Here is a 13,487-nt window from a genome sequence, read left to right as displayed (position 1 = left end):
CGTCTCCTCCCCGCTTTGCGGGGAGGGGGACCGCGAAGCGGTGGAGGGGCTCTTTGAGGTCCCACTAAGGCTTGCGATGCGGACACAGCCCTCCGTCACGGCGCAAGAGCGCCGCGCCACCTCCCCATAAAATGGGGAGGAGACGGTTCAGTCCGGCACGTTCGCCTCAAGCTCGTCCAGCCACACCCGCGCATTGCCGTCCGACGGCGCGCGCCAGTCGCCGCGCGGCGACAGCGATCCGCCGGTGACGACCTTGGGCCCGTTCGGCAGGGCCGAGCGCTTGAACTGGGCGGTCTGGAAGAAGCGGATCAGGAACTTCCTCAGCCAGCCCTTGATCGTCGCTAGATCGTATTCGACCTTCTCGTCGTCCGGCGTATTCGCCGGCCAATGCCCTGCGCCCGCATCGCCCCAGGCCTGATGCGCCAGGAAGGCGACCTTGGACGGCGTCATCCCGAACCGGCTGATGTAGAACAGGAAGAAGTCGTTCAGCGCATAGGGGCCGACGGTGCCTTCCGTCGATTGGATCACCCCATCCTTGGCCGGCACCAGCTCGGGCGAAATCTCGGTGTTCAGAATGGCGTGCAGCGTGTCACGCGCGCCCGCGCCGATCAGGTCGCCCGCCGCCACCCAGCGGATCAGGTGCCGGATCAACGTCTTCGCCACCCCGCCGTTGACGTTGTAGTGGCTCATATGGTCGCCGACGCCGTATGTGGCCCAACCCAGCGCCAGTTCCGACAGATCCCCGGTCCCCAGCACGAAGGCCCTGTGCTGGTTCGCCAGCCGGAACAGATAGTCAGTCCTCAGACCCGCCTGCACGTTCTCGAAGGTGATGTCGTGCACCGGCTGACCTTCGGCGTAGGGGTGGCCGATGTCCTTGAACATCTGTTCGGCGGCGGGGCGGATGTCGATCTCTGCGCCCGTGACGCCCAACGCGGTCATCAGCGCCCAGGCGTTGGACTTGGTCCCGTCCGAGGTCGCGAAGCCCGGCATGGTGAAGCCCAGGATATTGGTCCGCGGCAGATCCAGCCGGTCGAAGGCGCGACAGGCGACCAGCAGGGCTTGGGTCGAATCCAGCCCGCCCGACACCCCGATCACCAGCGACTTGGCCCCCGTCGCCGTCATCCGGCGCATCAGCCCCTGAACCTGGATGTTGAACGCCTCATAGCAGTCCTGATCCAGCCGCCCGGCGTCGTCCGGTACGAACGGGAACCGGTCCAGCGGCCGGATCAGCTCGCTGGCCTCATGATCCTCGCGCGCCATAAAGGGCACGACCGTCGCCGACTCGCCTTCGTTTCTGGCGCACTCGGCGAATGTGCCGTTGCGCAACCGGTCCAGTCCGATTCGGTCCACGTCCACGTCTGCGATCGTCAGATGGCTCTCCAAGGCGAACCGCTCGCCCTCGGTCAACTTGGACCCCAGTTCGTGGATCGTCGCCTGACCGTCCCATGCCAGGTCGGTGGTGCTCTCGCCCCAGCCCGAGGCGGCAAAGACATAGGCCGACAGGGTGCGGGCCGAATGGCTGGCGCTCAGCATCGCCCGCTCGTCCGCCTTGCCGATGACGATGTTGGACGCCGACAGGTTCAGCAGTATCCGCGCCCCCGCCAGGGCGGCCCTCGTCGAGGGCGGCAGCGGCGCCCAATAGTCCTCACAGATCTCGACCGAGAAGACGAAGCCCGGCCGGTTGACCGCCTCAAACAACAGACCCGGCGCGAAGTCCACCGTCTCGCCGTTCAGCGCGATCACGTCCTCGGCGCGCGCCGTCGCCGGCGCGAACCAGCGTTTCTCGTAATATTCCCGGTAGTTGGGCAGATAGGTCTTGGGCACGACGCCCAGAACCTCGCCGGACCCGATCACCACCGCGCAATTATACAGGGCGTCGCCGTTGCGGATCGGCGCCCCGACCACCGCCACGACATCCGCCTCGGCCGTCGCTGCGGCCACTACGGCGATCTGCCGCTCGACCTCGTCCAGCAGCGCCGCCTGCATATGCAGATCGTCGATGGCGTAGGCCGACAGCGACAGCTCGGGGAACACCATCAGGTCCACACCCTGCTCGCCCGCCTGACGGATCAGCGCGACGTGCTCTTGCCCGTTCGCCCTGGGGTCGCCCACATGGCTGACCGGCGTCGCCGCCGCTACGCGCACGAAGCCGTGGGTCTTGGGAGAATGGAACAGAGCATCAGCCATCGGATCGTCCGCATCACCCGGCCCGCGCCGGTCGTCGGCCTTCATATAGGCGCGAATGATGAAGGGACGGAAACTCTCCTTCGCGCATCTACGCGCCCCGCTTCTCGTCCGGCCTCAGGGTCAGGACCCGCACGCCGTCCTTCGTCACCGCCACCGTATGTTCGAACTGGGCCGACAGTTTTCCGTCGGAGGTGACCACGGTCCAGCCGTCGTCCTCGGTCAGGACTGTGCGCACGCCCTGGTTCAGCATCGGTTCGATGGTGAAGGTCATGCCTTCGCGCAGGGTTACGCCGGTCCCGGCCTTGCCGAAATGCAGCACCTGCGGCTCTTCATGCATCTCGCGCCCGATGCCGTGCCCGCAATAGTCGCGCACCACCGAATAGCCGGCCTGCTTGGCGTGTTTTTCGATGGCGAAACCGATGTCGCCCAGTTTCGCGCCCGGGCGCACCGCCTGAATGCCCTTCCACATCGCCTCATAGGTGGTGCGGACCAGCCGTCGGGCCTGCGGTCCCACCGAGCCGATGAGATAGGTCTTGGAGGAATCGGCGATGAAGCCGTCCTTCTCCAGCGTGATGTCCAGATTGACGATGTCGCCGCTCTTCAGGATGTCGTTCGCCGAGGGCACGCCGTGGCAGACGACTTGGTTGATCGAGCTGTTCAGCACGAAGCCGTAGCCGTACTGACCCTTGCTGGCCGGCCGCGCCTTCAGCTCGTCGACGATGAAGGCCTCGACCCGTCGGTCGATTTCCAGCGTGCTCAACCCCTCCAGCGTCATCGCATTCAGATGGGTGAAGACCGAGGCCAGCAGTCGCCCCGCTTCGGCCATCAGCGCAATCTCGGCCGGCGTCTTGATCATGCGGCGGCGCCCGTCGGCACGGACGCATCGACGCCCGCCGCCCGCAACTCGCGCGCCACCAGTTCCTGGAACGTCACGCCGGGATGCATCTCACACAACATGCCGATCCTGATCCAGAACGCCGCCTGAGCGTTAATCGACCGATAGGACGCCTTCGCAGCGCGCCGCAGCTGCTCGTGCAGTTCGTCCTCAATATTGACGATGCCCATGATACTCTCGCTCTATATGAAACGTATGCGCAGCGCATATTCTTTGTTGATCCGCTCCACAAGCGCAAGCGCCGCTCGATGATCTTCGCCGCTGCCGTCTGCGCCGCCAGAGGCTTGCACAGGATGACGGAAGAAAATGATCGACAGCCATCCAAACTGGCGGCTCCAACCCTCGCGCTTTCAACGGTTTGCCGATTTCTCACGGCCTGCTGCCATCGTCGATTTTGCGCGGGCCTATAATCCTCGCCTTCGCACTGACGCTAACAGGGAGGTCTCGATTTCAGATCAATTAGACGAATTAGACGGTGTTTTTGTCGCCGACCGTCTGAAACGTCGGGGACGACCCTCGCGAATGCGGATGACGTTAGCCTTCGCCCCCGCTAAAGCCACTGCATGAACGATACGCCGAAAAAGGGCTGGTTCCAGCGCCTGTCCGCTGGGCTCTCGCGCTCCTCCAAACAGATGACCGATCAGGTCGTCGCCACCTTCGTCAAGGAGCCCCTGTCCGAGGCGTCGCTGGAGCAGCTGGAAGAGCATCTGCTGGAGAGCGATCTCGGCCCTGCCGCCTCGGCCCGCATTGTCGAACGCTTTCGCGGGCTGAAGTTCGGCAAGGACGCGCCCGAGCGCGAGGTCAAGGAGGCCCTGGCCGAGGCGGTGGCCGCCGAACTGTCGCCGCGCCAAGCGACCTTCGACCCCCTGTCCGGCCCCAAGCCCTATGTCGTCCTGTTCGTCGGGGTGAACGGTTCGGGCAAGACCACGACGCTCGGCAAGATCGCCGCCGATCTGACGGGCAAGGGCGCCAAGGTGATGATCGTCGCCGGCGACACCTTCCGCGCCGCCGCGCGCGAACAGCTGAAGGTCTGGGCCGAGCGCGCGGGCGCCGACTTCGAAAGCCGTCGCGACGGCGCCGATGCCGCGGGCCTCGCCTTTGACGCCTATACCAAGGCGCGAGCCGAAGGCTATGACGTCGTCCTGATCGACACCGCCGGCCGACTGCAAAACAAGTCCGCCCTGATGGACGAACTGCTCAAGATCGTCCGCGTGCTGAAGAAGGTCGATCCCGAAGCGCCGCACGACACCCTGCTGGTGCTGGACGCGACCGTCGGCCGCAACGCCCTGGCTCAGGAACAGATCTTCGGCCGCACCGCCTTCGTGACCGGCGTGGTCATGACCAAGCTGGACGGTACGGCGCGCGGCGGCGTGCTGGTGCCGGTGGCCCAGGCGTCCGACGCCCCCCTGATGCTGATCGGCGTCGGCGAAGGGGTCGAGGACCTGCAACCGTTCGACGCCCGCGCCTTCTCCCGCTCGCTGGTGGGACTGGAAGACTGACATGACCGAGACGCCGAAAAAGGCTTCCAACATCCGCCAGGCCGTCGATTTCGGCGCGCTTGTGGCCTTCATGGCCGCCTATGCGGTCAACCGGTTCGCGCGCGGTCTGGACGGGCAGGAAGCCCTGGTTCAGGCGACGTGGGTCCTGGTCGGCGCCTCGCTGATCGCCCTGATCGTCGGCTATGTGGTCGAGCGTCGTCTGGCGCCCCTGCCGCTGCTGACCGGCGGCTTCGCCTTGATCTTCGGCGTGCTGACCATCGTCTTCCACGATCCGAACCTGTTGAAGATCAAGCTGTCGATCCAGAACGGCTTGCTGGCGGTCGTGCTGTTGGGATCGCTGCCGCTGAACCGCTATCCGTTCAAATATCTGCTGGGCGAGGCGATCCGCATTACCGACGCGGGCTGGCGCGGCCTGACCCTGCGTTACGGCCTGTATTTCGCCGCCGTCTGCATAATCAACGAGATCGTCTGGCGCACCCAGTCGGATGATGCGTGGGTCGCCTTCCGCGGCGGCCTGTGGATCGCCTCGGCCGTGTTTGGCGTCTGGCAGGTCTTCTTCATCATGAAGCACCTGATCAAGGACGACGAGCCGACGCCCGTCTCGCCCGATACCGGGCTCTAGGCGCCAAGCGGAACTGTCACGGAACCGACGCGCTTTCCCCGTCAAATCGTAAAGCAGAGCTGATACGTGTTCGGACGAAACTTCAGGGGAGCGGCGCGATGGTGAAGGCGGGAAAAGCGGCAAGGAAGGTCGGCCCCCTGGCCACCTCGCCCAGCCACCTGATGCACCGCGCCCTGCAACTGGCGCTCGACATCTATGCCGAGGAGACCGGCGCCGACGGCCTGACCCAGCGCCAGTTTGCGGTGCTGGAGGCGGTGTCGCTCAAGGCCGGCCTGACCCAGACTGAACTGGTGCGGATGACCGGCATCGACCGCTCGACCCTGGCGGATCTGGTCACGCGCATGACCAGCAAGGGCCTTCTGGAGCGGGAACGCTCGACCCTGGACGCCCGCGCCAAGGCCGTTCGTTTGTCGGCTGAAGGCGCGGCCCGGTTGGAGGCCGCCCGTCCGCTGGTCGAGGCCGCCGACAAGCGGATCATGGCCTTGCTGCCCAAGGGCCAGCGCGAGACCTTCCTCAATCAGTTGGCCGATCTGGCCGCCGCCGCCGACGCCGCTCCCGACGCTGCCAAGGCCGAGGCCAAGGCCGCGAAGAAGGCGCTGAAGGCGGTCGAGAAGGAAGCGCGCAAGGCCGAGAAGGCCGCCAAAAAGGCCGACCGTCCCGCCAAGCCCGCCAAGATCAAGAAGCCCAAGCTGAAGCTGGCGGAGCCGGCCTAGCGCGTCTTGCGCAGCCGTTTGGCGTTGGCGGTCGCCGTCTTGTGGATCGGGGCCAGCGCCTCGGCCTGGGCCTTCAAAAGTTCGCCGTTCAGGGTCATGGCCTGGGCCGCCGCCCGGCTCCACCAGCCCATGGCATAGCTGAACTGGGCCTCGGCCGCCTTGGCCGGGGTGCGGGCCTGGGCCACAGCCGCCGCCGCTCGCAGGGCATGGGCGCTCTCGTCCATCGCCACACGCCCAAGCCGCTGACCGATGGCCCCGGCGCTGGCGGCCATGGCGTCGGCGGAGGCGGACATCGCCTCGGTCTTCTCGGAACTCATCAGCGACAGCTCCTTGAAGTCCTGCCCCTTGGCGCTGGTCAGGCCCTGCGCCATCAGCCCGGTGCGGGCCGCGATCACCTCGGCCGAGGCGGCCAGGATCTCGGCGCCGACGACGGCTGCGCTGACGGCTGTGGGGGTTTTGCGGGTCAGTGAGGACCTCCAGGTTGGGTCTCTGCGGCGAAGGCCGCGATGTCGCCGAGCAGGGCGGGGATCGCCGCGTCGATGATCTGTTGGCCCTTCTCGGGGCTGGCCTGGGCCGGGTCCGAGCCGATCCGGCCGTCGGGGAAGCGGGCGCGATAGTCCAGGGCATCGCGGATCGGCCCGTTTGGCGCGATCTGCGGGCTGTAGTCGGCGGTCTTGATCCGCTCGGGATAGGCGGCTTGCGTGACCGCGATCTCGGACGGGGTGGCGTGCATGCCGTGACCGGTCGGAAACAGGCGGTTGCACAGGCCATTGACGCCGGGCAGGTCCCACCAGTTCTTCAGCTTCAGGATGAAGGGCGGGCTGTCCTCGACGAAGCTCCACTCGGCGTAGATTTCCGAGATCGTCGTCTCGATGGTCGCGACGTTCCCGCCGTGACCGTTCAGGAAGTAAATCCGCTCGAACCCGTGACGGCTCAGGGACGACACCCAGTCCGTGATCGCGGCCATGAAGGTCGAGGGGCGCAAGCTGATGGTGCCGGCGAAGGCCAGGTGATGCTGGGCCATGCCGATGTTGAAGGTCGGGGCCACCATCAGGTTGGCGTCGGTCTTCTCGGCCGCGTGGGCGATGATCTCCGGGCACAGCCAGTCGGTGCCCAGAAGCCCTGTCGGTCCGTGCTGCTCGTTGGAGCCTATGGGCACGACCACCGTCCTGGACAGCGGACCGCCGTCGTTCAGTCGGGCGTCGATTTCGGGCCAGGAGGACAGGTGGATCAGCATGAAGGCGGTCTCAAGCGACAGGGTGGGACGACTGTAGCGCGCCGGGCTCAGGAAGTCTTGGCGGCCGTAGCGGGCGGATGGGCGGCCATGAAGATGCGGGCGGCCTCTCTGGCGCGGCCTGCGCGCTTGTCAGCCTCCAGCTGCGGCACGTCCAGCATGGCGCGCAGATGGCCGTGGCCCAGCACGAGGCCGGCGAACATCTCGGCCGCCTCTTCCGGATCGGCGACGTTCATCCGGCCCAACCGCGTCTGTTCCGCCAGCCAGGCGCCCAGTTCGCGCAGGCTGCGACGCGGGCCGGCCTCATAGATGGCGTGGGCGATGTCAGGCGCTTCGACCGAGACCAGGGCGACCCCGCGCATCGAGCCGACCTTGTCGCCGCTGCACACCCGGTTCAGCAGCGTCAGGGCCAGGGCCTCCAGCACCGTCTGCGGATCGCCGGCGCCGCGCAGGGGGGCGACGATATCCTCGACGCGCTTTGACGCCAGGGCCTGGGCGATCTCCAGCTTGGAGGCGAAGCGGTTATAGACCGTCTGTTTGGAGACGCCGGCCAGTTTGGCGATCTCGTCCATCTTGGCCTGCAGCCCCTTGTCGGCGAACAGGGTCGCGGCGGCGTCCAGGATCGCCTCGCTCTTTCGTTCGTCGACCTGTCCGCGACGGCGCGCCATCAGTGGACGTCCGAGGGCGGTGCGCCAGCCTGGGCCTTCACCGGCTGGGCGGCCAGCGTGACGAAGGCCGCGCCTGCGCACAGGATGGCCAGCAGGGCGAAGGCGTCGCCGAACGCCATCGTCGTCGCCTGCTTCTGCAACATCCCATAGATGGCCTTCATCGCCGAGGCGGCCGGATCGATGGAGCCGGCGAACCGCTGGGCCATGCCGGCCATCATGTTGCGCATCGCCTGGTCGCCCTGACCGATGGCGCTGGTCAGTTCGCTCATGTGCAGGGCGGTGTTGGACGTCAGGCTGGTGTTCAGGATCGCCAGGCCGAAGGCCCCGCCGACGTTGCGCGACAGGTTCACCAGCCCCGAGGCGTTCTTGACCATGTGCGGCGGCAGGGTCGCCATCGTCACCTGCTGGGACGCGATCATGGCCAGCATAACGCCGACGCCGCGGAAAGCCTGGACCGAGGCGAAGTTCCAGAAGCCCCAGTCATCGGTGACGACGCGCGCCTCCCACATGCCCCAGGCGCACAGCATGAAGCCGCCGAACATCAGCACCCGCGCATCCAGCTTGCGCACCAGTCGTCCAGCAAAGGGGCCGGTGGCGAACATGGCTAGGCCCGACACGACCATGGTGGTGCCGACCTCTGACGACGAATAGCCGAGCACCCGGCCCAGGAAGAGCGGCAGAAGGAAGGTGCCGCCGAACAGGGCGAAACCGACGATGAAGGTCATGATGAACCCGACCAGGAAGTTGCGATTGCCAAAGGCGCGCAGTTCCACGATCGGCTGATGATAGGTCAGGGACCGCCAGATGAAGATCGGTCCGGCGACCGCCGCCACGACGGTCAGCAACAGGATGTGGGTGTCGTCGAACCAGTCGTTCTTGGCGCCCTCTTCCAGCACGAACTGCATCGACATCAGAAAGGCGGCCATCAGGCCCAGGCCCCACCAATCGAAGCCCTTGGCCAGCGATGAATCGCCCTTGTCGAAGTTGCCGTACCGCCCGACCAGGAACAGCACCAGCAGGCCCGGCCCGACGTTGATGAAGAACAGCCAGCGCCAGCTCAGCCACTCCGTCAGGTGTCCGCCCAGCGTGGGGCCGACGGTCGGCGCCAGGGTGACGATCAGGCCCATGACCACGCTGGCGGTGACCCGCTTGTGGGGCGGAAAGGCGGTGAAGGCGACGGCGAAGACGGTCGGGATCATGGCCCCGCCCACGAAACCTTGGATGGCCCGGAACAGGATCATCATGTCGATCGACGACGACAGACCTGTGGCGATGCTCATCAGCACGAAGCCAGCGCACGAGACCAGAAACAGCCGCTGCGTCCCCCACAGCCGCGACAGGAAGCCCGACAGAGGGATCATCACCACCTCGGGGATCAGATAGGCGGTCTGGATCCAGCTGATCTCGTCAGCCGAGGCGCCTACCCCCGCCTGGATCTGGGGCAGGGAGGCGGCGACGATCTGGATGTCCAGAATGGCCATGAACTGGCCCACCACCATGCCGGCGAAGCCCAGCAGCAGCATGGTCCAGTTGATCTCGGGATGGCCGGCGACGGGGCCCTTTTGCGCGACGGGGGCCCCGCCATCTGCGGCGGGGTTGGCGGCGGTCACTGGCCTGCGGCTCCGGTCGTCGTGGCGGCTTCGGCAAAGCTCTGGCCGCCCTGGCTCTTCAGGTCGATCTTGACGTCCACCGACAGGCCCGGACGCAGGGCCAGGCTGCGGTCTGCGCCGCTGACGACGATGCGGACGGGCACGCGCTGGGTGATCTTGGTGAAGTTGCCCGTGGCGTTCTCGACCGGGATCAGTGCGAACTCGGACCCGGTGGCGGGGGCGAAGCTGTCCACGCGGCCCTCGATCTTGCGGCCGGGGAAGGCGTCGGCGGAAATCTCGACGGTCTGGCCCAGGCGCACCTTGTCCAGCTGCGTCTCCTTGAAGTTGGCGACGATGTAGGTGTTGGTCAGGGGCACGACCGACAGCAGTTGCGTGCCGGCGTTGACATACTGGCCGGGCCGCACGCTGCGGGCGCCGACGACGCCGGCGACCGGAGCGCGGATGACGGTGCGCTCCAGCGCGATGCGAGCCTGATCGACGACGGCGCGGGCCTGTTCGACAGCGGCGACGCTCTGCTGGCGGGTCGAGCCCAGAACCCCGGCGGTGCGTTGTTCGGCGACCAGGGCGGCCTGGGCCTGCTGGACGCTGGCGGCGGCGGTGGCGGCCGAGGCGCGCTCGGTCTGGATGCGCTGTTGCGAGACCCAGCCCTGTTCGGCCAGCTTGCCGTAACGATCGACCTCGGCGCGGGCCAGGCCGGCCTGGGCGTTGGCCTGGGCGACGGAGGCGGCTCGGGCGGCGATGGTGGCCTGTTCCTGCTCGGCCTGGGCGTCGACATGGCCGACGGCGGCGATGGCGGCGGCCAGATTGGCCTCGGCCTGTGCCAGTTGGGCCTTCTGGTCGGAATCGTCCAGCTTGACCAGGATCTGGCCTGCCGCGACCCGCTGGTTGTCGCCCACCAGAACCTCGGTGACCCGACCGGACAGTTGCGGGCTGACCAGGGTTGTGTCCGCCTGGACGAAGGCGTTGTCGGTGCTTTCCCAACGCTGGCCGTTCACCCACCAGACGATGCCGCCCACGATCAGGGCCAGGCCGACGAGGGCGGCTGCGAACAGCGGCAGACGTTTCTTGAGTTCAGGCGACATGGAAAATCCGGGGGAGGTGCGGCGTTTTGAAGCGGCGCTAAAATGGACCCCGCCGTCCAAAAATCAATAGGCGATCGGGACGGCGCCGATCACGACCGGTTTTCGTGTATGTCCTGACGCCATGAACGCCCGCATCTCCGCCTCCCAGCCGCTGCCGTCACAGGTCGATGTCGTGGTGATCGGCGCAGGCGCCGCCGGCATCGCCGCCGCGCGTCGTCTGATGCGACCCGGCCTGTCGGTTCTGGTGCTGGAGGCCCGCGGCCGGATCGGCGGGCGCGCCTGGACGGTTCGGGCCGAGGGCGAAGGGTTGGACATGGGCTGCGGCTGGCTGCATTCCGCCGATGACAATGTGCTGGCGGGACGGGTCGAGGCCGAGGGGCTGACGCTGGACCAGACCCCGCCGCCCTGGCGCACCCAGGCCTTCGATCACGAGATGACCCGCGCGGATCAGGCCGAGTTCGGCGAGGCCTTCGCCGCCTTCGACCAGCGGGTGACCGAGGCGGCGTCGCTCGTCCGCGCGGGTGTGGGGGAGGATCGTCCGGCGTCGGACTTCTTCGATCCCGACTGTCGCTGGAACCCGCGCATGGACGCCATCTCGGGCGCCCTGAACGGCGCGCGGTTCGCCGAGGTGTCCAGCCTGGATTACGACGCCTATGGCGACACCGGCGTGAACTGGCGGGTGCGCGAGGGCTATGGCCGCCTGATCGCGCGGCTGGGCGAGGCTGTGTCGCCCATCACGATCACGGACTGCGCCGTCAGCCGCATCGACCGTTCCGGACCTGTGCTGCGCCTGGAGACCAATCGCGGCGAGTTGACCGCGCGGATCGTCATCCTGACCGTGCCCAACAGCCTGATCGCCAGCGAGGCGATCCGCATCGATCCGCCGGTTCCGGCTCTGCTTGAGGCGACGGCGGGCGTGCCGCTGGGGCTGGCGTCCAAGGTTCATATGACGGTGCGCGGCGCCGGCGATTTTCAGCCCGACACCCAGTTGTGGACCCGCACCGATACGGCCGAGACCGGCGGCTATCACCTGCGGCCGTTCGGGCGACCGATGATCGAGGCCTATTTCGGCGCCGACCTGGCATGGGGGCTGGAGGCGCAAGGGCCGGCCGCCCTGTTCGACTTCGCCGTGTCCGAACTGGTCGCGGCTCTGGGATCGGACATGCGCCGGCGGCTGGAGGCGGTCGCGGTCAGCGGCTGGGGCGTCGATCCCTGGTCGCGCGGCGCCTATTCCCACGCCTTGCCGGGCCATGCGGCGGACCGGGCCAAGCTGCGCACGTCGGTCGAGGACCGCATTTTCCTGGCCGGCGAGGCCACGGCGCCGGTCTATTACGGCACAGCCCACGGCGCCTGGATGGAGGGCGAGCGCGCCGCCGACGCCGCCCTGACTGCCCAAGCGCTCAAGGGCCTGGGTCTTGACCCGCGTCGCCCCCGGGACGACAGCGAGGCATGAAGCCCGCCAAGGCCAAAAAGCCCGCCGCCAAGCCTGTCAAACGCCCGGCCGTGATGACCGGGGCGGCCATTCCCGTGCTGCGCTGGCCGCCAAATGAGGACCGTGTCGAGGCGATCTTCGAACGCCTGTCCAGCGTCATGCCGGAGCCCAAGACCGAGCTGGATTTCTCCAATCCTTTCACCCTCGTCGTCGCCGTCGCCCTGTCGGCCCAGGCCACGGACGTTTCGGTCAACAAGGCGACCGAGCGGCTGTTCAAGGTCGCGGACACGCCGGAGAAGATGCTGGCCCTCGGCGAGGAGGGGCTGATCCCCTACATCGCCTCCATCGGCCTTTATCGCGGCAAGGCGCGGAACGTCATCGCGCTGAGCCGCATCGTGCTGGAGCAGCATGGCGGCGAGGTCCCACTCAACCGCGCCGATCTTCAGGCCCTGCCCGGCGTGGGTCGCAAGACGGCCTCGGTGGTGCTGAACGAGCTGGGGATCGAGGCGGCCATCGCCGTGGACACCCACGTCTTTCGCGTCTCGCATCGGCTGGGCTTGGCCAATGCCGGGACTCCGGACAAGGTCGAGGCCCAGCTGTTCAAGGTCGTGCCGGAGGACTGGCTGCCCAAGGCGCACCACTGGCTGATCCTGCACGGCCGCTACACCTGCACCGCGCGCAAACCCAAATGCCTATCCTGCATCATCGCCGACCTGTGCCCGTCGCGGGCGGGCCTGATGGCGCTGGGCGAGGCGGGCTAGGGGCGGGCGGGCGCGTCCGGACCGGCCGCCAGTCTGGCCGCCACGGCATCCAGCACCCTGAGCGCGGCAGCCATGTCGTCTTCGGACACGCCCTCGAACACGCGCTGACGCATGGCGGCGGCGTGAACCTCGAACGCCTCCATCTCTGCGCGACCGGCCGGCTCCATGACGATCAGCCAAGAGCGTCCGTCGCCGACCATCCGTCGCCGACTGACCATGCCGTCCTTCTCCAGCCGTTGAACCAGCCTGGTCAGCGACGCGCCGGACAGCTCCATTCGGCTCGACAGTTCCGACAGCGTCAGGCCCTTGGGCTGGTCAACGAGATAATAGAGGACGAGCGTGGGCGCGCCGGTGTGGCCGGAGTCGCGAAACTTCTCCGCGACCCAGGATTTCCATCGCCGTGCGGTCAGCATGACCTGCATCGCGACTTTGAGCTGCAACGTCTCGCGCGAGACATCTGCTGATTTTGATTGGTTCGGAGCCAAGACGATCTCTTCCGCCATTTAAAAGACGGTCTGTTCGATGGGGAGGGTGGAGACGCGAACTAATAAACGTCTAGGTTGAGCGTTAGCGTGCTAACCAAGATCGCTAATATTTTAAACGGCTTAGGTGGCATTAAGCTCCCAGATTCAACTGAGAGGTTATCTGCCCATGCGTATTTTTAGTAAGCCGAGAGACGACAGTAAGCTTATTGAACTGCGCAGCATGTTGGCGGCGGTCGATCGCTCCCAGGCGGTGATTCAGTTCGATCTGGACGGCACGATCCGGGACGCGAACCAGAACT

General features: G+C 66.9%; 14 protein-coding genes. 5 read left to right on the top strand and 9 right to left on the bottom strand.

Translation table 11 applies throughout. The annotated features are described in order from the left end of the window. Positions 1-147: 147 nt before the first annotated feature. The 3 genes from QRN13_RS12390 to QRN13_RS12380 form a co-directional block, all read right to left on the bottom strand. The gene (locus QRN13_RS12390) at positions 148-2,187 is read right to left on the bottom strand and encodes an NAD(+) synthase (RefSeq protein ID WP_284878132.1); all 2,040 of its coding nucleotides are present in this window, start codon (positions 2,185-2,187) and stop codon (positions 148-150) included. Positions 2,188-2,275: 88 nt separating this feature from the next. Continuing rightward, positions 2,276-3,043 carry a type I methionyl aminopeptidase gene (gene map, locus QRN13_RS12385; RefSeq protein WP_284878131.1) on the bottom strand — a complete coding sequence of 256 codons (768 nt, stop codon included), beginning with the start codon at positions 3,041-3,043 and terminating at the stop codon, positions 2,276-2,278. After that, positions 3,040-3,252, bottom strand: coding sequence for a ParD-like family protein (locus QRN13_RS12380; RefSeq protein ID WP_091751087.1), 213 nt, complete (start codon positions 3,250-3,252; stop codon positions 3,040-3,042). The genes map and QRN13_RS12380 overlap by 4 nt, the downstream gene beginning before the upstream one ends. A gap of 393 nt (positions 3,253-3,645) precedes the next feature. Here QRN13_RS12380 and ftsY point away from each other — a divergent pair, with 393 nt between their 5' ends. The 3 genes from ftsY (at position 3,646) to QRN13_RS12365 (ending at position 5,916) form a co-directional block, all read left to right on the top strand. Then, positions 3,646-4,581 carry a signal recognition particle-docking protein FtsY gene (gene ftsY, locus QRN13_RS12375; RefSeq protein ID WP_055808927.1) on the top strand — a complete coding sequence of 312 codons (936 nt, stop codon included), beginning with the start codon at positions 3,646-3,648 and terminating at the stop codon, positions 4,579-4,581. A 1-nt stretch (position 4,582) separates the two neighbouring features. Then, complete coding sequence (locus QRN13_RS12370; protein ID WP_284878130.1) at positions 4,583-5,203, top strand: inner membrane-spanning protein YciB; 621 nt, start codon at positions 4,583-4,585, stop codon at positions 5,201-5,203. A 98-nt stretch (positions 5,204-5,301) separates the two neighbouring features. After that, on the top strand, positions 5,302-5,916 hold the full coding sequence (locus QRN13_RS12365; protein WP_284878129.1) for a MarR family winged helix-turn-helix transcriptional regulator: 615 nt from the start codon (positions 5,302-5,304) through the stop codon (positions 5,914-5,916). Here QRN13_RS12365 and QRN13_RS12360 read toward each other — a convergent pair. The 5 genes from QRN13_RS12360 to QRN13_RS12340 all read right to left on the bottom strand — a co-directional run bounded on the left by QRN13_RS12360 (position 5,913) and on the right by QRN13_RS12340 (position 10,510). Then, positions 5,913-6,311, bottom strand: a complete 399-nt coding sequence (locus QRN13_RS12360; RefSeq protein ID WP_284878128.1) for a phasin family protein — start codon at positions 6,309-6,311, stop codon at positions 5,913-5,915. The two genes, QRN13_RS12365 and QRN13_RS12360, sit on opposite strands and share 4 nt — an antisense overlap. Before the next feature lie 68 nt (positions 6,312-6,379). After that, positions 6,380-7,153: a creatininase family protein gene (locus tag QRN13_RS12355; RefSeq protein WP_284878127.1), complete on the bottom strand. Its 774-nt coding sequence runs from the start codon at positions 7,151-7,153 to the stop codon at positions 6,380-6,382. 47 nt (positions 7,154-7,200) lie between these two features. After that, a complete protein-coding gene (locus tag QRN13_RS12350) occupies positions 7,201-7,818 on the bottom strand; it encodes a TetR/AcrR family transcriptional regulator (RefSeq protein ID WP_066554093.1) in 618 nt (205 codons plus the stop codon). Continuing rightward, complete coding sequence (locus QRN13_RS12345; protein WP_502868593.1) at positions 7,818-9,428, bottom strand: DHA2 family efflux MFS transporter permease subunit; 1,611 nt, start codon at positions 9,426-9,428, stop codon at positions 7,818-7,820. Before QRN13_RS12345 ends, QRN13_RS12350 begins: the two co-directional genes overlap by 1 nt. Then, a complete protein-coding gene (locus QRN13_RS12340) occupies positions 9,425-10,510 on the bottom strand; it encodes an HlyD family secretion protein (RefSeq protein ID WP_165113973.1) in 1,086 nt (361 codons plus the stop codon). Before QRN13_RS12340 ends, QRN13_RS12345 begins: the two co-directional genes overlap by 4 nt. A 121-nt stretch (positions 10,511-10,631) precedes the next feature. Here QRN13_RS12340 and QRN13_RS12335 point away from each other — a divergent pair, with 121 nt between their 5' ends. Both QRN13_RS12335 and nth read left to right on the top strand, forming a co-directional pair. Then, the gene (locus QRN13_RS12335) at positions 10,632-11,963 is read left to right on the top strand and encodes a flavin monoamine oxidase family protein (protein WP_284878126.1); all 1,332 of its coding nucleotides are present in this window, start codon (positions 10,632-10,634) and stop codon (positions 11,961-11,963) included. Then, complete coding sequence (gene nth / locus QRN13_RS12330) at positions 11,960-12,703, top strand: endonuclease III (protein WP_284878125.1); 744 nt, start codon at positions 11,960-11,962, stop codon at positions 12,701-12,703. Before QRN13_RS12335 ends, nth begins: the two co-directional genes overlap by 4 nt. On the opposite strand, the gene QRN13_RS12325 is transcribed toward nth, so the two are convergent. Beyond that, positions 12,700-13,116 (bottom strand): MarR family winged helix-turn-helix transcriptional regulator, encoded by a 417-nt coding sequence (locus QRN13_RS12325; RefSeq protein ID WP_284878124.1) that lies wholly within the window; start codon positions 13,114-13,116, stop codon positions 12,700-12,702. The genes nth and QRN13_RS12325 overlap by 4 nt on opposite strands. Between the last annotated feature and the right edge of the window lie 371 nt (positions 13,117-13,487).

Source organism: Brevundimonas sp. MEB006b (assembly GCF_030209705.1).
Taxonomy (GTDB): Bacteria; Pseudomonadota; Alphaproteobacteria; order Caulobacterales; family Caulobacteraceae; genus Brevundimonas.
The sequence above is the reverse complement of the archived record's forward strand: the minus strand, read 5'-3'. Positions and strand labels throughout refer to the sequence as shown.